This is a genomic window from Oleisolibacter albus, assembly GCF_003336875.1.
Lineage (GTDB): Bacteria > Pseudomonadota > Alphaproteobacteria > Azospirillales > Azospirillaceae > Niveispirillum > Niveispirillum album.
In genome coordinates this window covers 1-21,843 of sequence record NZ_QGNJ01000010.1, presented here as the reverse complement: position 1 = coordinate 21,843, position 21,843 = coordinate 1, and the positions used below count along the sequence as shown (strand labels likewise).

20 protein-coding genes and 1 pseudogene are annotated in these 21,843 nt (G+C 69.2%); 11 read left to right on the top strand and 10 right to left on the bottom strand.

The genetic code is table 11. The features are described from left to right. Positions 1-154: 154 nt before the first annotated feature. From DK368_RS14245 to DK368_RS14235, 3 genes are all read left to right on the top strand, one after another. Positions 155-1,531, top strand: a complete 1,377-nt coding sequence (locus DK368_RS14245; RefSeq protein WP_420818903.1) for an L-serine ammonia-lyase — start codon at positions 155-157, stop codon at positions 1,529-1,531. Positions 1,532-1,805: 274 nt separating this feature from the next. Continuing rightward, entirely contained in the window at positions 1,806-2,684 is an 879-nt protein-coding gene (locus DK368_RS14240; protein WP_114394638.1) for an aldo/keto reductase, read from the top strand. Positions 2,685-2,818: 134 nt separating this feature from the next. Further along, positions 2,819-3,580: a hypothetical protein gene (locus DK368_RS14235; protein ID WP_114394637.1), complete on the top strand. Its 762-nt coding sequence runs from the start codon at positions 2,819-2,821 to the stop codon at positions 3,578-3,580. Positions 3,581-3,613: 33 nt separating this feature from the next. On the opposite strand, the gene DK368_RS14230 is transcribed toward DK368_RS14235, so the two are convergent. Continuing rightward, entirely contained in the window at positions 3,614-4,957 is a 1,344-nt protein-coding gene (locus DK368_RS14230) for a sensor histidine kinase (RefSeq protein ID WP_162306037.1), read from the bottom strand. A 544-nt stretch (positions 4,958-5,501) separates the two neighbouring features. Here DK368_RS14230 and DK368_RS14225 point away from each other — a divergent pair. Together DK368_RS14225 and DK368_RS14220 are read left to right on the top strand one after the other, a co-directional pair. After that, positions 5,502-6,083 carry a DUF2076 domain-containing protein gene (locus DK368_RS14225; protein ID WP_114394635.1) on the top strand — a complete coding sequence of 194 codons (582 nt, stop codon included), beginning with the start codon at positions 5,502-5,504 and terminating at the stop codon, positions 6,081-6,083. 331 nt (positions 6,084-6,414) lie between these two features. Beyond that, the gene (locus DK368_RS14220) at positions 6,415-7,152 is read left to right on the top strand and encodes a TerC family protein (protein ID WP_114394634.1); all 738 of its coding nucleotides are present in this window, start codon (positions 6,415-6,417) and stop codon (positions 7,150-7,152) included. Positions 7,153-7,183: 31 nt separating this feature from the next. On the opposite strand, the gene DK368_RS14215 is transcribed toward DK368_RS14220, so the two are convergent. From DK368_RS14215 to DK368_RS14205, 3 genes are all read right to left on the bottom strand, one after another. Then, positions 7,184-7,633 carry a YaiI/YqxD family protein gene (locus DK368_RS14215; protein WP_114394757.1) on the bottom strand — a complete coding sequence of 150 codons (450 nt, stop codon included), beginning with the start codon at positions 7,631-7,633 and terminating at the stop codon, positions 7,184-7,186. 121 nt (positions 7,634-7,754) lie between these two features. Beyond that, positions 7,755-8,378, bottom strand: a complete 624-nt coding sequence (locus DK368_RS14210) for a hypothetical protein (RefSeq protein WP_114394633.1) — start codon at positions 8,376-8,378, stop codon at positions 7,755-7,757. Continuing rightward, complete coding sequence (locus DK368_RS14205) at positions 8,378-8,908, bottom strand: hypothetical protein (protein ID WP_114394632.1); 531 nt, start codon at positions 8,906-8,908, stop codon at positions 8,378-8,380. Before DK368_RS14205 ends, DK368_RS14210 begins: the two co-directional genes overlap by 1 nt. 184 nt (positions 8,909-9,092) lie before the next feature. On the opposite strand from DK368_RS14205, the gene DK368_RS14200 reads away from it, so the two are divergent. From DK368_RS14200 to DK368_RS14190, 3 genes are read left to right on the top strand one after another with little or no spacing between them, the layout of a single operon-like run. Then, the gene (locus DK368_RS14200) at positions 9,093-10,451 is read left to right on the top strand and encodes a 3-deoxy-D-manno-octulosonic acid transferase (RefSeq protein ID WP_240002502.1); all 1,359 of its coding nucleotides are present in this window, start codon (positions 9,093-9,095) and stop codon (positions 10,449-10,451) included. Positions 10,452-10,479: 28 nt separating this feature from the next. Further along, on the top strand, positions 10,480-11,490 hold the full coding sequence (lpxK, locus tag DK368_RS14195) for a tetraacyldisaccharide 4'-kinase (RefSeq protein ID WP_114394631.1): 1,011 nt from the start codon (positions 10,480-10,482) through the stop codon (positions 11,488-11,490). Continuing rightward, positions 11,474-12,376, top strand: a complete 903-nt coding sequence (locus DK368_RS14190) for a lipid A biosynthesis lauroyl acyltransferase (protein ID WP_114394630.1) — start codon at positions 11,474-11,476, stop codon at positions 12,374-12,376. The genes lpxK and DK368_RS14190 overlap by 17 nt, the downstream gene beginning before the upstream one ends. Positions 12,377-12,470: 94 nt before the next feature. On the opposite strand, the gene DK368_RS14185 is transcribed toward DK368_RS14190, so the two are convergent. Next, positions 12,471-13,382: a LysR family transcriptional regulator gene (locus DK368_RS14185; protein WP_114394629.1), complete on the bottom strand. Its 912-nt coding sequence runs from the start codon at positions 13,380-13,382 to the stop codon at positions 12,471-12,473. 124 nt (positions 13,383-13,506) lie between these two features. On the opposite strand from DK368_RS14185, the gene DK368_RS14180 reads away from it, so the two are divergent. Then, positions 13,507-14,292, top strand: coding sequence for an NAD(P)H-dependent oxidoreductase (locus tag DK368_RS14180; protein WP_114394628.1), 786 nt, complete (start codon positions 13,507-13,509; stop codon positions 14,290-14,292). A 97-nt stretch (positions 14,293-14,389) separates the two neighbouring features. On the opposite strand, the gene DK368_RS21665 is transcribed toward DK368_RS14180, so the two are convergent. Beyond that, complete coding sequence (locus DK368_RS21665) at positions 14,390-15,442, bottom strand: hypothetical protein (RefSeq protein WP_162306036.1); 1,053 nt, start codon at positions 15,440-15,442, stop codon at positions 14,390-14,392. 572 nt (positions 15,443-16,014) lie between these two features. Beyond that, positions 16,015-16,234: pseudogene (locus DK368_RS22075) on the bottom strand (IS5/IS1182 family transposase); the annotation flags it as partial. Between the two features lie 255 nt (positions 16,235-16,489). Between DK368_RS22075 and DK368_RS21440 the strand changes: the two are divergent. Then, a complete protein-coding gene (locus DK368_RS21440; RefSeq protein WP_155524583.1) occupies positions 16,490-16,630 on the top strand; it encodes a hypothetical protein in 141 nt (46 codons plus the stop codon). A 52-nt stretch (positions 16,631-16,682) separates the two neighbouring features. On the opposite strand, the gene ligA is transcribed toward DK368_RS21440, so the two are convergent. After that, positions 16,683-18,887, bottom strand: a complete 2,205-nt coding sequence (ligA, locus tag DK368_RS14165; RefSeq protein ID WP_114394627.1) for an NAD-dependent DNA ligase LigA — start codon at positions 18,885-18,887, stop codon at positions 16,683-16,685. A 187-nt stretch (positions 18,888-19,074) separates the two neighbouring features. Further along, the gene (gene satP / locus DK368_RS14160; RefSeq protein ID WP_114394626.1) at positions 19,075-19,626 is read right to left on the bottom strand and encodes an acetate uptake transporter; all 552 of its coding nucleotides are present in this window, start codon (positions 19,624-19,626) and stop codon (positions 19,075-19,077) included. 193 nt (positions 19,627-19,819) lie between these two features. Between satP and DK368_RS14155 the strand changes: the two genes are divergently transcribed. After that, complete coding sequence (locus tag DK368_RS14155) at positions 19,820-20,527, top strand: TIGR02466 family protein (protein WP_114394625.1); 708 nt, start codon at positions 19,820-19,822, stop codon at positions 20,525-20,527. 186 nt (positions 20,528-20,713) lie between these two features. On the opposite strand, the gene DK368_RS21435 is transcribed toward DK368_RS14155, so the two are convergent. Beyond that, positions 20,714-21,727, bottom strand: a complete 1,014-nt coding sequence (locus DK368_RS21435) for a hypothetical protein (RefSeq protein ID WP_155524582.1) — start codon at positions 21,725-21,727, stop codon at positions 20,714-20,716. Between the last annotated feature and the right edge of the window lie 116 nt (positions 21,728-21,843).

The window sequence follows — 21,843 nt, the reverse complement described above, 5'->3', positions numbered from 1 at the left end:
CCATTGCGGTGCAGAGCGCCAGCGGGGCGCCGCCCCGGGCGCGGGTTGCCGGGGGGGAAGGGCGGTGTTAGGGTGCGGGCCGCCCGGGGCCGGGCGGCGGGCCGCCGCCGGGGCTGCCGGGCGCACCCCGATCCCCCTGACGTGACGAGTCATCGTGCCCCTGCCGCCTGTCCCGCCCGTGCTGTCCGTGACCGACCTGTTCACCGTGGGCATCGGCCCGTCCAGCTCGCACACGGTGGGGCCGATGCGGGCGGCGGCGGCCTTTGCCGAGATGGCCGCGGGCGAGGCGGCGCCGCCGCTGTCGGTGCGCTGCGACCTCTACGGCTCGCTGGCGCTGACCGGCCACGGCCATGCCACCGATACCGCCATCCTGCTGGGCCTGTCGGGCTGGCAGCCCGAGGCGGTGGACCCCGACACCGTGCCGGGCCTGATCGCCGAGATCCGCGCCAGCCAGAGCCTGCCGCTGGCCGGGCGCGCGCCGCTGCGCTTCGTCGAGGGCGAGCATCTGTGCTTCCGCATGGGCGAGTTCCTGCCCGGCCACGCCAATGCCATGCGCTTCACCGCCGACTATGCCGACGGGCGGCAGATCGAGCGCATCTGCTATTCCATCGGCGGCGGCGCCGTGGCGGTGGAGGGCGGCGAGCCCGCCAGCCGGCCCAACGTGGCCCTGCGCCACCCGTTCGGCTCGGCCGCCGAGCTGCTGGAGATCGGTGCGGCGCACGGCCTGTCGATCCCCGACATCGTCTGGGCCAATGAGGAGGCCTGGCGCTCCCGCGCCGAGACCACCGCCTTCATCGACCGGGTGCGGCAGGCCATGCTGGACTGCATCGACCGCGGCTGCCGCCAGGAGGGCATCCTGCCCGGCGGGCTGAAGGTGCGGCGCCGCGCCCGCGCCCTGCATGAGGCGCTGATGAAGCGGGTGCCGCGCACCGACCCGTCGCAGGTGTTCGAGTGGGTCAGCCTCTATGCCCTGGCGGTCAACGAGGAGAACGCCGCCGGCGGCCGCGTGGTCACGGCCCCCACCAACGGCGCCGCCGGCATCCTGCCGGCCATCGTGAAATATTACGAGGTGTTCACCCCCAACGCCACGCCGGACGGCACGCGCACGCTGCTGATGACCGCCTCGGCCATCGGCTTCCTCTATAAGATGCGCGCCTCGATCTCCGCCGCCGAGATGGGCTGCCAGGGCGAGGTCGGGGTGGCCTGCTCCATGGCCGCGGCCGGGCTGGTGGCCGCCCTGGGCGGCAACAACCAGCAGATCGAGAATGCCGCCGAGATCGGCATGGAACACAATCTGGGCCTGACCTGCGATCCCATCGGCGGTCTGGTGCAGATCCCCTGCATCGAGCGCAACGCCATGGGCGCGGTCAAGGCCATCAACGCCGCCTATCTGGCCCTGCGCGGCGACGGCACCCATATCGTCTCGCTGGACGCCGTGATCGAGACCATGCGCCAGACCGGCGAGGATATGCGCACCAAATACAAGGAAACCAGCCTGGGCGGGCTGGCTGTCAATGTGGTGGGCTGCTGACACCGGCGTGCGGCCGGCCCGGGTGCTGGCGGCCCGGGTGCGGCCGGGACGGGCGCTGATCGGCCGCAGGCAATTTCCGGTGGCATAAAGGGGCGGGCAGGCGGATGCTGGCGCATCGGCAGGCAACGGGGCCGGCCGCCGCCTGTTGGCCTGGGTGCCCGGCACCGACCGCGGTTGTGCCCCCCTGCCCAGCAGCCAGGCCCAGCAGCCAGGCCCGGCAACCAGCCCTGCACCCAGGCCCAGAAACCAGGCCCAGAAACCAGAAGGACCGATCATGAGCCGCACGCCCGATGCCCGTCTGTCCGGTACGTTCACGCTGCCCACCGGCACTGGCCCCGCCGGCAAGACCGTCAACCGGCTGGGCTTCGGCGCCATGCGCATCACCGGCCCCGGCATCTGGGGCGAGCCGGCGGACCGGGCCGAGGCCCTGCGCACGCTGCGCCGCCTGCCCGAGCTGGGCGTGACCTTCATCGACACGGCGGATTCCTATGGGCCGGACGTGTCGGAGAAGCTGATCCGCGAGGCGCTGCACCCCTATGACGGGCTGGTGATCGCCACCAAGGGCGGGCTGACCCGCACCGGCCCCGATGTGTGGAAGCCGGTGGGGCGGCCGGAATATCTGATCCAGCAGGCCAAGAAGAGCTGCGTGCAGCTGGGCGTGGAGCAGATCGATCTGTGGCAGCTGCACCGCATCGACCCGGCCGTGCCGCGGGACGAGCAGTTCGGCGCCATCCGCACCCTGCTGGACGAGGGCGTGATCGGCAGCGCCGGCCTGTCGGAGGTGTCGGTGGAGGAGATCGAGGCGGCGCGCGCCGTCTTCCCCGTGGCCACGGTGCAGAACCTGTACAATCTCGGCAACCGCCGGGCCGAGGCCGTGCTGGCCCATTGCCAACAGGCCGGCATCGGCTTCATCCCCTGGTATCCGCTGGCCGCCGGCGATCTGGCCAAGGCGGGATCGACCCTGGACAGCATCGCCAAGGCCCACGGCGCCGGCCCCAGCCAGATCGCCCTGGCCTGGCTGCTGCAGCGCAGCCCGGTCATGCTGCCGATCCCCGGCACCTCCAAGGTCCGGCATCTGGAGGAGAATGTGGCGGCCGCCGGCATCCGCCTCAGCGATGACGAGTTCGCCGCCCTGGACCGGCTGGCGGTGTGAGGCGGGGGAACGAAGAACGGGCCGGATGAATCGCGGCATCGGCTGTTGAGGCCCGGCAGACCGGCTGACACCCAGCCGGCCGGTCAACCAAAGCAGCCAAGGGCCCGGGACCACCGGGCCGGGAGGAGATGCCGATGACCACGCTTCGCCTGATGCCGTTCCGCCGCGGCGGATTCCGCGGGATGACCGCCGCCTGCGCCCTGCTGTTCGCCGCCGCCCTGCCGGCCGCCGGACAGTCCACCGGCGGCAGCTCCGCCATGCCCGCCGACCGGACCGGGACCGATCAGGCCGGGCCGGGCCAGAGCGGGCCGGGCCAGGACGCCCGCAGCGGGGCGGAGCGCAACCGGGTGGATCAGGGCGGCACCACGGGCGCGTTGCCCGACGGGTCCCTGGCTGAAAAGCGTCAGGGGGCGGCGGCGGGCGGCACCGCGTCACAGGGCACCGAGACCCCGCCGGGCCAGGACGCCACCGCCACGGGCAATACCGATTCCGACATGCCGGCGGCGGGGGACAGGCAGTCCAGCGGCAAGGCCTCCGGCAGTTCGACCTCCGGCAGTTCGACGTCCGGCAGTTCGAGCACCGGCAGTCCGGGTTCCGGCAGCGCCGGGACGGGCAGCGGCGGGCAGGATCGCGCCGCCACGGGACCTGCGGCCACCGGCAGCACCGATACCGGCGGCACCGGCAGCACGGCGACGGGAACCCTGCCCGACCGCTCCCTGGCCGGGCAGCGGCAGGGCGCCATCAGCGGCGGGGCCGGTGACGGGGGGGCGGTGACCCAGACCGACCGCAACGCCACGACACAGGGTACGGGGTCCCAGGGCACCGGACGCCAAGGTACGGGAAGCCAGGGATCTGGCGGGCAGGGGAAGACCGAACGGAGCGGGACGGGCCAGTGACGGTCGCGGCCGGGTGACGCGCGGCCGGCGCTGTCAGGAGCCGCCGGCCGCGGCGGCCGCGGGGGCGGGGCGGGGCACGGGCCAGACGACGGGAATGGTCAGGCGCAGTTCGCTGCTGTCCGGCTTCAGCACCGGTGTCGCCCCCAACTGGCCCAGCAGGGCGGCGACGACCATGCTGCGGACGCCCATCTCCTGTCCACCCGGCGCATCCCAGTCACCCGTCCGGTCCAGCCGGTGCGGCCCCAACAGGTCTTCGGGCAGGCAGCCGGCGGGATCGGTCAGGGTGAGCAGGATCGCCTCCCCCTCGCGCCGCAGCGCCAGCCGCAACGGACCGGGTTCCGCTGACCCACGGGCCAGCAGGGTGGCCGCGGCCAGTTCGTTGATCAGCAGCGACAGGGCCACGCCGGTTTCCACCGGCACGACGATGCTGCCCCGGACACGGCTGTCGATCTGCCCGGTGCGGTCCAGCGCCAGGACGATCTCGTCGCACAGGGCCGGCAGATGCTCGGCCAGATCCAGCGTGTCCACCGTGCCGGCGTTCATCAGCCGCTGATGCACGCGCCCGACGGCGGTGACCCGTGCCCGCGCCTCCTGCAGGGCGGTGCGGATGCGGGTGTCGGCGGCGCCGGTGGTCTGGATGTGCAGCAGGGCGCCGACCATGGCCAGGCTGTTGCCGACACGGTGGTTGATCTCCCGCAGCAGGCCCAGCTTCTCCTCCAGAACGCGTTCCAGGTTGGCCCGCTCGACGATTTCCCGCTCCGCCTCGCTGACGGCCCGGCGGAACTGGCGCCACAGCAGCAGACCCAGCAGCACGGCCATGGCGATGCCGCCGGCCAGGAAAACCAGCCGCAGGATCTCAACCCGCCCCTCGCGCTCGGCCAGCAGCTTTCCCTCCGCCGCCTGGATGGCGGCCAGCCGCTCGGGGATCGGCAGGGCGCGCTGGGCGGCCTCGCGGGCGAAGGTGATCGCCGCATCGCGGGCGCCGCCCCCGGCCAGATCCAGGGTCCGGGCCAGATCGGTGAGGCGCCGTTCCACCAGCGGGCGCAGGGCGGCAACGGCGGCCACCTGGTCCGGATTGTCCTGGACCAGGCGGTGCAGCCGGTCCAGTGCCTCGATGGTGTCCTGCCGGGCCAGCTGGTAGCGGGGAAGGGAGAGATGGTCGCCGAACAGCAGCTGGGCGCGCTGGGCCGCTTCGGCTGTGCCGAGGGCGGTGGCGAGGCGCTGGGCCGTCAGCCGCACATCATGGGTGTGATCGACCCAGCGTTCGCCGCCGACGACGACGGCGAAGATGCCCTGGAGCAGGATCAGCAGCAGCGCCAGGGCCGCCAGCGTGCCGAAGGCGGCCCGCCGGACCCGGAGCTTCAGTTCCTCGGACATGGCCCCTCCATGCACCGTACCGGCTGAGCGCCAATTTTCTGCTGTCAGCCTAGGAGATTGAGACGGGTGGAAGCCAGCCAAAGTTCCACCGCTAGGCGGTCTGGCCCCGGCGCAAGAGGGTGCCATACGGGAGAATGCCGTTCGCCCGGCAGACGATTTCCATGCGCCGCGCCCTTGACAGGGGGGCGGGGTCTTCCCACGTCTGCAGCGTTCGGATCCGGGCCCCTCTGGCGACATAGACGTAGTCGCGATGTCGGATCTCTTCACCTGCTCTTGCGCCGACGGGCGTGACCGCACTTGGAGTGATCATATGACCAGCCTGCATCGACCCTTCCCCAGGCACTGACCCGCTTTACCCCCTGTCGCCGGCGTCTGCCGCAGGGCGGCAGGGTCCCCGACGGAATGAGCGCAGATCGATGCCAAGCGCCGCGGCCGCAGCGGTTCCGCCCATGGCGGTTGCTGCCCTGCCGCCGGTGACTGCGGAATCTGTGCGTCCGGCGGAACCTTCCCCTCTCCCTATCCGAGACGATTCTTCGAGACGACCATGGATCAGACCGAACGTCAGATCATTGATGACCTGTTCGCCAAGCTGCGCCAGGCCGACAGCGGCCCGCGCGACCCCGAGGCGGAGGCCTATATCCGCGACCAGGTGAGCCGCCAGCCGGCGGCCCCCTATCTCATGGCCCAGAGCCTGGTCATGCTGGAGCAGGCGCTGGCCGCCACGCAGCAGCGGGTGACGGCGCTGGAGCAGCAGGTGCAGCCGTCGCGCAGCGGCGGGCTGTTCGGCAGCCTGTTCGGCGGATCGCGTCCGCCGTCCCGGCCGGTGCAGACGGCCGCCGCGCCGGCTGCGGCCCCCTGGGGGCAGCCGGCCCAGACCGATCCGCGGCTGGCAGCCTATGCCGCCCAGCCGCGGGCCGGCGGCGGCTTCCTGGCCGGTGCGGCGCAGACCGCCATGGGTGTGGCCGGCGGCATGCTGCTGGGCAATGCCCTGGCCGACATGTTCTCCGGCGGGGAGGCCGTGGCCCAGGAGGCCATGAATGCCGCCGGTGAACACCTGCCGGCCGAGGCGGCGGCCTTCGATGAGGGCGGCTTCGACGAGGGCGGCTTCGGCGACGAGGAGATCTGATCGCCATGGGCGGCCCGCTGCCGGGCCGCTGACAGAAACGGACCGGACCGCGGGCGGTGTGGCCCCCGTGCCCCCCTCTCACCACATCGCCGGCCCCGGACCGGGCGCCGCGACCTTCCCCAGAGGTCGCGGCGCTTTTTCGTGTGCGCCCAACCCCCGCCGTCTCCGCCCCGTGCCGTTTTCGTCCCCTACCGTTTTCGGTTCCGCGCCGCCGCGCTGCCTGCTGCAACGGGAGTGGCGCCCGCGGTGCGCTTATTGTACCAGTCCGATGCGGCGGCGCGTCATAGGCTCCGCCCGTCTTTCCGCTGTTTCCCGGTGAGGATGTTAATCCATGGATAGCCTGATGCTTCTTCTGGCCGACCCGGCCGCCTGGGCGGCCCTGGCGACGCTGATCGCCATGGAGGTCGTGCTCGGCATCGACAATCTGGTCTTCATCTCCATCCTGACCAACAAGCTGCCGGAGGCGCAGCGGGCCAGGGCGCGCCGCTTCGGCATCGGCGGGGCGCTGGTGCTGCGGCTGGCGCTCCTGGGCACGGTCGCCATCATCGTGCAGCTGACCGAGCCGGTGGTCAGCATCCTGGGCAAGGGCTTTTCCTGGCGCGACCTGATCCTGATCGCCGGCGGCCTGTTCCTGGTGTGGAAGGCCACCAAGGAGATCCATCACACTGTGGACCCGGATCCCGGCCCCGACCTGTTCGACGGCAAGACGGCCACGCTGGGCTTCGGCGCCGCCATCGGCCAGATCCTGCTGCTGGATCTGGTGTTCTCCATCGACAGCATCATCACCGCCGTGGGCATGACCGAGCATGTGCCGATCATGGTGGTGGCCGTGCTGGTGACCGTGGCGGTGATGCTGGTGGCGGCCACGCCGCTGGCCACCTTCATCCACAACAACCCGACCGTGGTCATGCTGGCCCTGGGCTTCCTGCTGCTGATCGGCACCACGCTGATCGCCGAGGGCTTCGGCGCCCATGTGCCCAAGGGCTATATCTACGCCGCCATGGCCTTCTCGGCCCTGATCGAGGGGCTGAACATGATGTCCCGCCGGGCCAGGCGCCGGGCTCAGTAGGCCCGGCAGCGGCGCCCCCTCCGATCCGCCGTCAGCGGCCCCGCCGGGCGTCGTTGACGGCCTGGTCCAGGGCCTGGAGGAAGCGGGACTTGTCCTGCCGGCTCATGGGCGGGCCGCCGCCCTGGACCAGCCCCATGTCGCGCAGATCCTGCATCAGCGCCCGCGAAGCCAGCGCGCTGCCGATATTGGCCGCCGTGAAGGGGCGGCCGTTGGGGCCGACCACCCTGGCCCCGCGGTCCAGGCAGCGCTTGGCCAGCTGGATGTCGGCGGTGACGACGATGTCGCCCGCCCCGCAGCGCTCGGCGATCCAGTTATCGGCGGCATCGAAACTGTCCTGCACCACCACCAGCTGGACCTTGCCCTCCGCCGGCACGCGCAACGGGCCGTTGGCCACCAGATAGAGCTGAAGGTCGTAGCGCAGGGCGACGCGGAAGCTCTCCTCCTTCACCGGGCAGGCATCGGCGTCGATATAGATGTCCAGCATGGCTCCTCCAGATCCGGCCCTTGCTGGCACGAAGCCGGCGGCGAGGCGAGCGGAAAATGGCGGTCCGGGGATGGCGGAGCTGTCGTCCATGCCCGCCGCCCTGTCGCGGCGCGGCGGGTCAGCGGCCGGGTTCGCGCGGGGGCAGGGTGGCCTGTCCCGGCGTCTGCCGCCGGTGCTCCAGCCGGTCCAGCTGGTCGTCGCTGAGGAAGATCACCGGCACCCGGTCGGGCAGGCGGGTGGTGCCGCAGCTGTCGGGGCCGTCATACCAGGCCCCGGCCAGATAGCCGGCGGTGCCGCCGATGATGGCGCCGGCCGCCTGGGCGGCGCGCTGGTCGTCGCGGCCGTCATCGTCATCGGACAGGGCGATGGCCGCGGCCAGCCCGGCGAGGCCGCCGATCAGGCTGCCGATCTCCCGCCCCGCATGGCTGCGGCCGGAACAGGGCGGCGGGCGCAGGGCGGCGTCCCGCGCGGCCGTCTGCACCTCCTCCGGGTTGAGCAGCGTGAACCCGCCCGGGGACGGGCCGGCCGGGGCGGTGCGGGGAATCATGATGGTGGTCACGCCGCCGAGGCGGGCTGTGGCCGGGCCGGACTGGGCCGGGCTGATCTGGGCCAAGCCGGACTGGGCCAAGCCGGATTGGGCCTGGGCCATGGCCGGAGCGCCCGGCACGGCCTGTTCGGCCAGGGCGCCGGGTGTAGTCAGCAGGACACACAGGACAGCGGAGCCCCATGCGTCCCGGCGCATCAGTCCCGCCAGAGCGTGGACGGGGCGCTGACCGACGGCACGCCCGCGATGTTGCCATTGTAGCGGTAGCGCAGATACGATTCGTTGTAGGCCATGTGCGGCGTCTGGCCGTAGCCGAAGCCGTAATAGGGACCGGTCTCGATGCCGCGGCTGTCATAGACGGCGACGCCGTCGCCCAGATAATGGTCGGCGCGGGCGCCGGTGGTCCTGCCGCCCATCATGCGGGTGCCGGTCATGGAGAAGCGGACCGGCTGGTCATCCTCCGCCGCGTCCCGGCTCTGCTGCAGCGCCAGGGCGGTGTCGGTGCCGGGCAGGGCCGGGGCCGCCTGGGCCAGACCGGCGGCGCGCTCACCCGGCAGCGGCGCCCGCGGCGGCAGGCGCTCGAACCCGTTCACCGTCTGCGCCATGCCCGCTTGCGCTGAACCCGGCTGCTGGGCCGCAGCCGGCGCGGAAACGGCGGCCACGGCGACCATCACCGCCAGGGGCAGGGCCGCCAGGCGCAGGGTCGTGAGGAATTTGGCCGATGTCATACCAACGCTCCCGTCAAACCAGAGGGGACAGCCATATCCCCGCATCCCCAAAGGTCGGCCCTGCCGGGCCGTGCGTCAAGACCCCAAAGGACGCGCGCGGCGCGGTTTTTCCCGCCGCCGTCCCCGCCGTGCGGGCGACGGCAGGATGTGCGGCCCTTACTCCCGCCACAATGGCCGTGCTAGGGTGCCCGCCGCCATCGCCGCCGACCCGGCCCGATCCTGTCCCCCTCCCGCCCTGACCCTTGTCCCCGCCTTGATCCTCGACCTGCTCTATCGCGGCCTCACCTGTCTGGCCGCCCCCGCCGTCCACCTGCTGCTGCGCCGCCGCACCGCCCGCGGCAAGGAGGACCCGCTGCGGCGGGGCGAGCGGCTGGGCCGGACCGCCTGTCCGCGCCCGGCCGGACCGCTGATCTGGCTGCATGCGGCCAGCGTGGGCGAGAGCCTGGCGGTGCTGCCGCTGATCGGGCGGCTGCTGGCCCGCGACCCGGCCCTGTCGATCCTGGTGACCACGGGCACCGTCACCTCCGCCGACCTTATGGCCCGGCGGCTGCCGCCGCGCGCCTTCCATCAATATGTGCCGGTGGACCTGCCGGCGGCGGTGGAGCGCTTCCTGGACCATTGGCGGCCCGATCTGGCGCTGTGGGTCGAATCGGAGTTCTGGCCCAACCTGCTGGGCGGCGTGCGCCGCCGCCGCATCCCCTGCGCCCTGGTCAATGCCCGGCTCAGTGCCGGCAGCTTCGCCCGCTGGCGGCGGGTGCCGAAGACGGTGCGCCACCTGCTGTCGGGCTTCACCCTGGCCCTGGCGCAGACGGCGGTGGAGGCCGAGCGCCTGCGCCGGCTGGGGCTGGCCGACACGCGCTGTGTCGGCAATCTCAAATATTCGGCCGAGCCGCTGCCCTGTGACGATGCCGAGCTGGCCCGGCTGGCCGACGCCCTGACCGGGCGGGCGGTGTGGGCCTTCGCCAGCTCCCATCCCGGCGAGGAGGAGATCGCCGCCGGGCTGGACCCGGTGCTGCGGGCGGCGCGGCCGGACCTGCTGACCATCCTGGCGCCGCGCCATCCCGAGCGCGGCGACGCCATCGCCGCCCTGCTGGCGGCGCGGGGCCTGCGCGTGGCCCGGCGCTCCGCCGGGGAAAGCCCGGCCGCCGACACCCAGGTCTGGCTGGTGGACACGCTGGGCGAGCTGGGGCTGGTGTTCCGGCTGGCGCCCATCGCCGTGGTCGGCGGCTCCTTCACCCCCGTCGGCGGGCACAATCCCATCGAGCCGGCCCTGCTGGGCAGCGCCGTGCTCTATGGTCCGCATATGCACAATTTCGCCGAGGTGGCGGCCGAGCTGGAGGCGGCGGAGGGCGCGCTGCGGGTGCATGACGCCGACGCCCTGGGCACCCAGCTCTCCCGGCTGCTGGCCGATCCCGCCGCCTGCCGGGCGCAGAGCCAGGCGGCGCTGGAGGTGGCGGAGCGCAACCGCCATGCCGCCGACCGCATGGTGGAGGCGCTGGGGCCGCTGCTGGCCCGCGCCGGCATCGGGCAGGGGGCGGGCTGATGGGCGGGGCCGCAGGCGGGGGGCGGGCGTGAGGGCGCCGGGCTTCTGGAGCCGGCCGCCGGGGCCGGCCGCTGTCCTGCTGGCGCCGCTGGCCGGGCTGTGGACCCTGGCCACGCGGCGGCGGCTGGCGCGCCCGCCGCGCTATACGGCGCCGGTGCCGGTGCTGTGCGTGGGCAATCTCGTGGCCGGCGGCGCCGGCAAGACGCCGGTGGTGCTGGACCTGGCCCGGCGGCTGCGCGCGCGCGGCATCGATGCCCGCACCCTGTCGCGCGGCCATGGCGGCCGGCTGGCCGGACCGCTGGCGGTGGACCCGGCCCGGCACGGGGCGGCGGCGGTGGGCGACGAGCCGCTGCTGCTGGCGGCGCGCGGGCCGGCCTGGATCGCCCGCGACCGCGCCGCCGGGGCCGCGGCCCTGGTGGCGGCCGGGGCCGGCGCCATCATCATGGATGACGGGTTCCAGAACCCGGACCCGGCCAAGTCCCTGTCGCTGCTGGTGGTGGATGGCGCGGCGGGCTTCGGCAATGGCCGGGTGATCCCGGCCGGGCCGCTGCGCGAACCGCTGGCCGACGGGCTGGCGCGGGCCGACGGGCTGGTGCTGCTGGGCGAGGACCGGGCCGGGGTCGCGGCCCTGCTGGCGGCGCGGGAGGAGCGCCGCCGGCTGCCGCTGCTGCGCGGGCGGCTGGCACCGGACCCGGCCGCGGCGGCGGCCCTGGCCGGGCGGCGGGTGCTGGCCTTCGCCGGCATCGGCCGGCCGCAGAAATTCTTCGCCACCCTGGCGGATCTGGGGGCGGTGCTGGCGGAAACGCTTGCCTTCGCCGACCATCACCCCTACAGCCGGGCCGAGATCGAGGATCTGCTGCGCCGGGCGGCGCGGGACGGGCTGGTGGCGGTGACGACGGAGAAGGACGCGGTGCGGCTGCCCGCGGATCTGCGGGATGCGGTCCATGTGCTGCCGGTGACGGTGGAGTGGGCCGACGCGGCGGCGCTGGAGGGGCTGTTGGATCGCATGCTGGAACGGGGCCATGGCCAGGCACAGTGAGGCGCGGCGGCGCTGGGACCGACGGGTGGGCTACCGGCTGGAGGCCGCGGCGGCGTGGCTGTTCCTGGGGCTGCTGCGGCGGCTGGGGATCGACCGGGCCTCGGCCCTGGGCGGCTGGCTGGCGCGGACGCTGGGGCCGCGGCTGGGCGCGTCGAAGACGGTGCTGCGCAACATCGACCGGGCCTTCCCGGCCATGACGGCGGCGGAGCGGGCCACGGTGCTGGCCGACGCCTGGGAGAATTTCGGCCGCACCATGGCCGAATATGTGCATCTCGGCACGCTGGCGGCGGAATGGGACCAGCGGGTGGAGATGGTGGGGGCGGAGCATCTGCAGGCCCTGGCCGGCGACGGCCGGCCCGGCATCGCCATGACCGGCCATTTCGCCAACTGGGAGCTGACGGCCCTGGCCTGCGCCCGCGCCGGGGTGGAACTGACCTTCGTCTTCCGCCAGCCCAACAATCCCTATGTCGCCCGCATGCTGGCCGAGGCCCGCGCGCCCCTGGGCGGCGCCATGGTGCCGAAGGGGCGCGAGGCGGCGCGCGGGCTGATGCTGACCATGCGCCGGGGCGGCCATGCCGGGCTGCTGGTGGACCAGAAGCTGAACGAGGGCATAGCGGTGCCCTTCCTGGGCCGCGACGCCATGACCGGCACCGTGCTGGCCGATCTGGCCCTGCGCTATGACGCGCCGGTCGTGCCGATCCGCACCACCCGGCTGGGCGGCGCCCGCTTCCGGGTCGAGGCCTTCCCGCCGCTGGACTTCGCCCGCAGCGGCGACCTGCGCGCCGACGTGGCCGCGGCCATGCGGCAGGTCAACGATCTTCTGTCCGACTGGGTGCGGCGGGCGCCGGGCCAGTGGCTGTGGCAGCACCGGCGCTGGCCGGACTGAGCACTGTTCCGCCCGGCCCGCGGGGCATCCGTGGTCAGGGCCAGGGGCAGGGCCAGGGTCAGGGCCAGGGGCAGGGCCAGGGTCAGGGCCGGGATCAGGGCCGGTCGATGCCGGGGATCCGGGCGATGCTGGCGGCCAGGAAATCCGCCAGCAGGCGGACCCGGGCGATGCCGGCGCGCTCCGGCAGGATCAGCATGGTCAGCGGCACCGGCGGCAGGGCATAGCCGGTCAGGATCGCCTCGACCCGGCCATCGGCCAGCAGGTCATCCACCAGCCAGTGATGGGTCGGGGCGATGCCGCGGCCGGCCAGCAGCGCCTCCCGCACGGCCAGCCCGTGGTCGAGGCGCAGGCGCCCGCCGAAGGGGACAGCATGGCGTGTCCTGTCGGCCCCGGTCAGCACCAGCATATCGCTGCCGGCCACGTTCGCCATGCGGATGCCTTCCTGCGCCGGCAGGTCCTGCGGGCCGGCGGGCCTGCCCCGTGCCGCCAGATAGGCGGGGGCGGCCACCAGCAGCCGCCGGCTGTGGCCCAGGGCCCGCCGCTTCAGCGCGCTGTCGTTGAGCGGGCCGAGGCGCAGGGCGATGTCCACCCCCTCGCGCAGCAGGTCGATGCGTTCGTCGGTCAGGCTGAAATCAATGCCGATCTCGGGATAGAGGTCCTGGAAGGCGAAGATCAGCCGGCTGATGCAGCGGACGCCGAAGGCCGCCGTGCAGGACACGCGGACGGTGCCGGCCGTGGCACCGCGGGTGCTGCGGACCTCGTCGCCGGCCTGCTCCACCAGACGGAGGATCTGCAGGGCGTTGGCGTAGTAGCGGCCGCCTTCCTCCGTCAGGACGACGCGGCGCGTGGTCCGGCCCAGCAGCGGTACGCCGAGGGCCGTTTCCAACTCCTGCACCTGGCGCGTGACCGTGGACTGGCCGATCCCCAGTTCGCGGGCGACCGCCGACAGGCTGCCGCGCTCGGCCACACGGACGAAGGTCCGCAGACGGTCCAGGGTGATGTCCACGCGCTGTCGCTCCCGTGCGATTTATCCGCTTACCAGCATAATCCTATCCATTCATGCCATCTGATGGAACAGCGGGACATTGTCTAGGGTGGGCGCCTCGGTTGTCGTCCAGGAGCGTGCGGCCATGAATGTCCTTCTTGTCTTTGCCCATCCCGAACCGCGCTCGTTGACGGGCGCCCTGCGCGATGTCGCCGTGGCCGAACTGACGGCACAGGGCCACCGGGTGCGCCTGTCCGATCTGTACGCCCAGGGCTGGAAGGCCCAGGTGGACCGCGCTGATTTCCCGGTGCTGGAGCCGGAGGAGCGGCTGATGGTGGCCGCCGCCTCCGGCCGGGCCTTCGCCGCCGGCGCGCTGACGGCGGATGTGCGGGCCGAGCAGGAGAAACTGCGCTGGGCCGATGCGGTGCTGTTCCAGTTTCCGCTCTGGTGGTTCGGCATGCCGGCCATCCTCAAGGGCTGGGTCGAACGGGTCTATGCCTACGGCTTCGGCTATGGCGTCGGCGAGCACAGCGACCGGCGCTGGGGCGACCGCTATGGTGAAGGCACCCTGGCCGGCAAGCGGGCCATGCTGCTGGTCACGGCCGGCGGCTGGGCGGAGCATTACGGTCCCCGCGGCATCAACGGCCCCATCGACGACCTGCTGTTCCCGATCCAGCACGGCGTGCTGTTCTATCCCGGCTTCACGGTGCTGCCGCCCTATGTCCTGTACCGGGCCGACCGCCTGGATGCGGCCGGCTTCGCGGCGGCGGCGGCGCATCTGCGCGAGCGGATGCGCACGCTGGAGACGACGGCGCCGATCGCGTTCCGCCGGCAGAATGGTGGAGATTACACCATTCCCGCCATGCAGCTCCGCCCCGGTCTGGAAGCGCCGGGCGCCACCGGCTTCGCGCTGCACCGGACGGAGCGTTAGGATGGGGACTCACATGGCCTCGGCTGCGCGTCCCGCATCCACATGGGACGTTTCAATCATGAGGCGTGCCCGATTCCAGCCGTTTTCAGACAGCCTCTCATGGGCGCGATGGCGCCGCGAAACGAAACAGCTTTGCGGTCGGCCCATCACTTATAACCAGAAGCCATTCCCCAGTTGAATCAAATGCCGCTGCTTCAATTCTGTGCTTCTCGCCGACAGAAATACGAACAAAGCTATTGATGTTGCTCTGCCCTAAAGACGCGATAACAACCTCATGCCACCGGATTGCCGCTATCCTGTGTGGGCTTGAGGCGAATTGTGCGCTGCTGTCTATTGTTTTAAATCGCTCGCAGACGGCACTGTTCATGATCATGTTTTTTTCTGGATCAAAAATAAAAAGGCGAGAGACATCTTTGCTCTCTCCTGGAGCAATGTATGCCCATATGCCCATGCTTTCTTTGGTCGCGCCTACTGAGATTAATTTAGTCGCGGATATGTTGATTTTCCTCTGGCCACCATCTTCTCCGATGTAGACGGCGTTTTCATGGTCTATTAAGGCTAGTGTTCGACCATAATCATCTGCAGAAACGTTCGAATAATTAGTTTTATTTTCTGTTGTTAAATTGGAGCGGCGCTGGCCAGATAAAATGTCAAATGTGCCAAACGAGCCGTTTTGAAGTGCGCACGAAATAAAATTTCTGGACAAAGAAGGACCTGGAATTATCGTTTGGCACACAGAATTAAGCCATGGAATTTCCTTAAACGAAAAATCATTAAGGTCTATAATGAAATGGCTACTCTTTCTATAGGATTCATTTTTTATCACAAGTCCAAGGGGCGTAATCATAATTGGCTCGTAGCCATCTGGCAATTCAGCTTGGAAAGGCGCGTGCTCCCCGGTGGTCGAGATAAAAATTCCTGTCCACCTTTCGCTTCCATTTCTCATCAGGAGAAAGCGACCATTTCCGACTGAAAATAGTCTTTGTTCATAACTTTCTTTAAACATGCCTTTTTGTTCTATTGCAAGTTCTCTTTGATCGAGTATAGTTTCATTTTGCGTTTCAGAGACCTGTGGAATTGGACCGGCGTCAAATATAGTCTTTATCGTTTTAGATATGACGACAGGTGGCCCCCACAGCGGCGCTGTCACCAGGCTGATCGCACCTACGCTCGCAATAGCGCATGTGGGCTCCTGACGACAGGACCGTCCACATCCGGTGAGCGCCGTGGCAACCAGGACCGAGGACAACATGAACAAGGTTGTTGTCGTGGCTCTCATTCGCAGTGCCTCATCGAATCGGCATTCAATGACAGCGACGGCGGAGGTGTAATAGATCCAGCCATCAGACAGTCGGACATACCGGCCAGGTGCTTCGCCTCGTCGCCCAGGTTGGGAGGGGGAGTGGGCAGGTCGGTCTGCAAAGTGGTGTGCCTCCCATTTGCCGGGGTGGTGATTGGGGCGGGACCGGGAGGCGACTTCAAGGCCCGCGCGGACGAGATTGTCCGTGCGGCCCTACAGGCCCGGGTCTTTCGTCTTCGGCACGGTTGGCTCCTCTGTCGAATTCGCGGCTCCGCAAGGCTCTTTTGGGGGCTGCGGACGGCAAACCCACCACGGGCACGACCGGCACAGCGATGCCCTCCCTTCAATTGTACCTTGCCGGAACGAAAGCGACAAACTGCTATGTGATAGGTCCGGGAGTGGACGCAGGCTGACGGCGGAACGGTCCGGCCGCCGATGACGGAACAGAGATTGCGGGTGATCGGGGCGACGTGCGGGGCGGCGCCCACGGTGATGCGGTGGCGGACTGGAATGGCCTCGATCAGGGTGACCGCTGCCTCACCGCGCGGCAGTGCCGGTAGCCGGCGCCGACCGTACATCCACCGCCAGGGTGTGGCGGTTCTCCATCAGTGCGTGGCCCATGCAGGACAGCTTTGCCGCCTGTCATGCCACTGCCTGGATCATGCGCTGGCGGCCGAGATGGGCGGAGATCAGGGGAAGATCCGTGCCCCGGCCGGGGATGATCAGCGGCCTGTCCACCCGGCGGTCCGGCGCCCGGCGGGGTGAGCCTGCCCCGCTCTGGCGGGACGGATCAGGGTACGGCGGAGGTGGTCATATTATATATTTGACCGATGCAACCATTGCGATTACCACCTTTGGTGGGCGTTGAGGCCCAGCATCAAGCGCGGGAGAACAAGGATGGCGGAAGAACATCGCGACGAGACGCCGTCACAGCCGGAGCGCCGGCCATGGACCGCTCCGGCCGTGTCCACGCTGGCGGTGGAAGAGCTGACGCAGGCATTCAACGGCGGTCTGGGCGACGGCAATACCGGCAGCTGAGGCCCCTGCCGGGGGCGTGCGGCGGCGCCCCCGGACCCGCAGCGGCCGCGGATCAGACGGCGGGCGTGCCGGGAACGGGATCGGTGTCCCTATCGGGGGGCATATCGGGACCCGCATCGGGGCCGGCGCCGGCAATGAGGTCCAGCCATTCCTGTTCGGTCAGGGTCTTGACCCCCAGCGCCGCGGCCTTGGCCGCCTTGCTGCCGGCATCCTCCCCCACCACGAGGTAATCGGTCTTGCCGCTGACCGAGCCGGCGACCTTGGCACCCAGGGACTCGGCCCTGGCCTTGGCCTCCGACCGGCCCATGGTGGTCAGGGTGCCGGTGAAGACCACGGTCTTGCCCAGCACCGGCGAGGCGGCGACGCGCGGCGGTACATAGGGCTGCACCGTGGTCAGTGTGGACAGCAGGGCGTCCAGCGCCTCCACATTGTGGGCCTCGCGGAAGAAGTCGCAGATGTCGTCGGCCACGCTCATGCCGATCTGCTCGATGGCGCAGAGTTCGGCATAGGCCTCGCCCACCAGCTCGGGCTTCTTCTCCGCCGGCTTCTCCCCGCGTTCGGCGGCGGCGGCGCGCATGCGCTCGCCCCAATGCTCCACCGTGCGGTAGCTGCGGGCCAGCAGCCGCGCCGTGGCCTCGCCCACCTGGCGGATGCCGAGCGCGAAGATCAGCCGGTCCAGGGCGATGGTCCGGCGGGCGTCGATGGCCTTGAACAGGTTCTCCACCGATTTCCGGCCGAAGCCGGTCATGGCGATCAGCTTGTCCAGCCGCCCGGCCTCCCGCGCTTCCAGGGTGAAGATGTCGGCGGGCTGGCGGATGCGGCCCTGCTCGAAGAAGAGCTGGATGCGCTCGATGCCCAGACCCTCGATGTCGAAGGCGTTGCGCGACACGAAATGGCGCAGCCGCTCCACCGCCTGGGCCGGGCAGACCAGACCGCCGGTGCAGCGCGTGACCACCGCCCCCTCCTCGCGCACGGCCAGCGAGTCGCATTGCGGGCAATGGTCGGGGAAGGTGAAGGGCGCCGCCCCCTGCGGCCGCTTGTCCGGCACCACGCCGACGATCTGGGGGATGACGTCGCCGGCGCGCTGGACGATGACGGTGTCGCCCACCCGCACATCCTTGCGCTCGATCTCGTCGCGGTTGTGCAGGGTGGCGCGGCTGACGACGACGCCGCCGACGGTGATGGGCTCCAGCTCGGCCACCGGGGTCAGCGCGCCGGTGCGGCCGACCTGGATGGTGATGGCCTTCAGCACGGTGCGGGCCTGTTCGGCCGGGAATTTATGGGCCGTGGCCCAGCGCGGCGTGCGGGTGCGGAAGCCCAGCCGCTCCTGCAGGGCCAGATCGTTGACCTTGTAGACGACGCCGTCGATGTCGAAGGGCAGGTCCGGCCGCTCGGCGCCGATGCGGGCGTAATAGGCCAGCAGCCCCTCCACATCGGTGCAGAGGATGCTGGGCTGGGAGATGGTGAAGCCCAGGGCCGCCAGCCGCTCCCGCGCACCCCATTGCGTGTCGGCCAGCGGTGCCGACAGCTCGCCCCAGGCATAGGCGAAGAAACGCAGCGGCCGCGCCGCCGTGATCCGGGCATCGAGCTGGCGCAGCGAGCCGGCGGCGGCGTTGCGCGGATTGGCGAAGACCTTGTCGCCGCGCCCGGCCTGACGGCGGTTGAGGTCGAGGAAGTCGGCGCGGGTCATGTAGACCTCGCCGCGCACCTCCAGCAGGGCGGGGGCATCGGCCGGCAGGGTCTGCGGGATGTCCCGGATGGTGCGGACATTGGCCGTGACATCCTCGCCGGTCTGGCCGTCGCCGCGGGTGGCGGCCTGGACCAGCCGCCCGGATTCGTAGCGCAGGGACAGCGACAGCCCGTCGATCTTGGGCTCGGCCACGAAGGCCAGCCCCCCGGCATCGCGCCGGTTGAGGAAGCGGACGATCTGATCGACGAAGCCGCGGACATCCTCCTCCTGGAAGGCATTGTCCAGCGACAGCATGGGCACGGCATGGGTGACGGTGCCGAAGCCGGCGCCGGGGGCGGCGCCCACGGTCTGGCTCGGGCTGTCCTCCGTCACCAGTTCGGGGAAGCGCGCCTCCACCGCGGCGAGCCGCTGCTCCAGCCGGTCATAGTCGGCGTCGGCGATCTCCGGCGCGTCCTTGCGGTAATAGAGCGCGCGGTGATGCCGGATCTCCGCGGCCAGGGCGTCATGCTCGGCCTTGGCCTGCTCCAGGGTGAGGTCGTCGACGGGGATCGGGCGCAGATCGGACATGGGGGCCGCTTCAGGCTTCGGACGGGAAGGACCCCCTGTCTTACGGGGCTTGGCCGCCGCTGCCAAGGGGCGCGGCGCGCCCTTGCCGCTGCCCGGGGGGCGCGGATCGCGCCCTGCCGCGGCCAGGCTGGGGCGGGGCACGCCGCCCGCCCGCCGCCGATGCCGCCCCCGGGACCCGCGGGCGCAATCAGCCCACCGGCAGCACCGTGCGCCCGGCCTTCTCATTCAGCACCTCGGCCATGGCCAGATAGACGGCGGAGGCGCCGCAGACGATGCCTTCGAAGCCGGCGATGCGGCCCAGCGCCTCGGAATGGGTCCAGTCGCGCGCCGCCAGCAGGAAGAACAGCACGGTCAGGCTGCCGAACACCACCTGCATGGCCCGCGGCGCCGACAGGGTGCCGAAGAACATGAAGGCGGTGAACACGCCCCAGAGGCAGAGGAACCAGCCCATGAAGCCTTCCGGCGTGGCCTCGGCCAGCCCCAGCTTGGGCAGCAGGATCAGGGCCACCAGCGTCAGCCAGAAGCAGCCATAGGAAATGAAGGCGGTGGTGGCGAAGGTGTTGCCCTTCTTGAACTCCAGCAGCCCGGCGATGATCTGGGCGATGCCGCCATAGAAGATGCCCATGGCCAGGATCATGGAGGCCATGGGGAAGAAGCCGGCATTGTGGATGTTCAGCAGGATGGTGGTCATCCCGAAGCCCATAAGGCCGAGGGGCGCCGGATTGGCCGTCTTGTCCATCGGAAAAAGGTCCTTGTCGCGGGGAAACAAAAAGCCCCCGGGGATGCTGTCCCGCGGGGGCCTGCTGAGGTGAGGGCGCAAGGAACCATGCGTATGCAGGCGCCACAACGGATCAAAGGGACGCAGGGCCTGCGGCATCTGCGCCGGGGTGCGCGTTGACGGCAGGCGGGGCTTGGATTAGAGGCTGGGGATCATGACCGAGACGCCCCCCGCCGCCACGCCGCCCGCTTCCGCCACCGGCCCCGCTGCCGGACCCGCCACCACACCCGCGGCCACACCCGCTGGCGGGCCTGTGGTGGAAACCCTGTTCGCCACCCGGATCTACCGGGCCGAGCTGGCCGAGGCCCTGGCCCTGAACCCCGAGCTGGCGGCCAGCTGCCGCAGCGCCGCCGAGGATGACGGTGCCGGCCAGGACTGGTCGGCGCGCAACCTCTATCCCGGCTACACCTCCTACGCCTCGGTGGACGACCTGCCCTGGCGCTATCCCGCGGTGAAGACGCTGAAGGGCCTGATCGACCGCCACGTCAAGGCCTTCGCCAAGCTGCAGGACTGGGACCTGGGCGACCGCAAGCTGGTGCTGGACAATCTCTGGATCAACATCCTCGATCCCGGCGGCTTCCATGGCAGCCACATCCACCCCAACAGCGTGGTCAGCGGCACCTATTATGTGGAGATCCCGCCCGGGGCCAGCGCACTGCGACTGGAGGACCCGCGGCTGGGGCTGATGATGGCGGCGCCGCCGCGCAAGCGCAAAGCCGCCCGCGAGACACAGCCCTTCGTCGCCCTGGAGCCGAAGCCGGGCACGCTGCTGCTGTGGGAAAGCTGGCTGCGCCATGAGGTGGTGATGAACGCGGCGGAGAGCGAGCGCATCTCCATCAGCTTCAACTATGCCTGGCGGTAGGGGCGGGGCACAGGCGGAGGGCGGTCTCAGAGGGCGCGCATCGTTCGCCGCGCCGGGACATGCCGGCCCACCGGCGTCAAACGCAAGACAGCCGTCTGATGGGTTAAGCAGAGGGGGCGACTGTCAGGGGATTGCTGAATCTGTACACCCTTCCAGAATTGCGCATTCTTCCGATTTCTCTAATGATTATTTCATTCCATTAATAAATAATTCCATTTCTTTTTCCATTTCTCGCGCACAATCATCATTGCTATAGTTGTTGCGAAGACAATTCGCCTCAACCATATTCATTATATGGTTTCTTCTTGACTTGAAATCGCTATACTCTTTTTCTGAAAATTTCAGTACAATATGATTCTCTCCAAAATGATTAGTCTTTGGCGCGTCTTCGCTCAATTCCAGCAGAAAAATCACATTGTCTCGTGCCGATTCGACGACAATTTTATTTTTATCAATTTCAAATATTTCTCCATATATTGAGGAAATTAGGAATGTCTTGCTGGTATCGTCTGGAATGCATTCATTGCCGAGCAGATGCTTGGCGAACCGACTTTTCGCTATAAACATAAATCGGCTTCTAATTGAGGAATTTTTATCGTACACGGCAAGTGTCATTCCAAAAGGATATTTGCAAACATCTTCGATTTGTTCCCAGTTTAAAAAAAGTCCGCTCGACAAGGCAGATATATTGCTTATGTATTTTTTCGCTGCGTCATCGGGGCCAATGAAAACAAGAATATTATCTATTTTATTGCCATCCGGAATGTAATATCGCGGCTTTTCGATTAATTCTTTCTCGATGCTATGTTCGTCAGCATCATTCATGAAATATGCATTTCCCTGGCTGAGTATAAAAACTAGATTTTCTTCGTTTTTGTAAAGCCCGGAAAACTCATCCGTATCATACCACAACAGAGATCTGCCTCGACCATCATGTTCCGGCACGTATCCGATACTTCTCAGAAAGAAATCTCCCGCTACCGCAGAATGTGAGGTAACGGCGCAGATGAGAATTATGAAAATCTTCCAATATCTGTTTGTTCCAAGGGAAATTATGCCTATAATTTTGTCAAATTTATTTGAATTATGGAATATCACCTTTCCCTCTCCGCCTCTTGCGTCGCCCGGACGATGGGTGACAACAGATAATCCGCCACCGTGCGGTGACCATTTCTGCCACCACAGCCACCCCGGGCACAAGCGTCACCGCATCACCACCCATCCGATCCGTCCCGTCCAGGACCGCCCGGGCCGGGCAGCCTTGCCGGCTATCGCTCGTCCCTCGACCGCCGCCAGGGCCACCTGGACGGGCTATT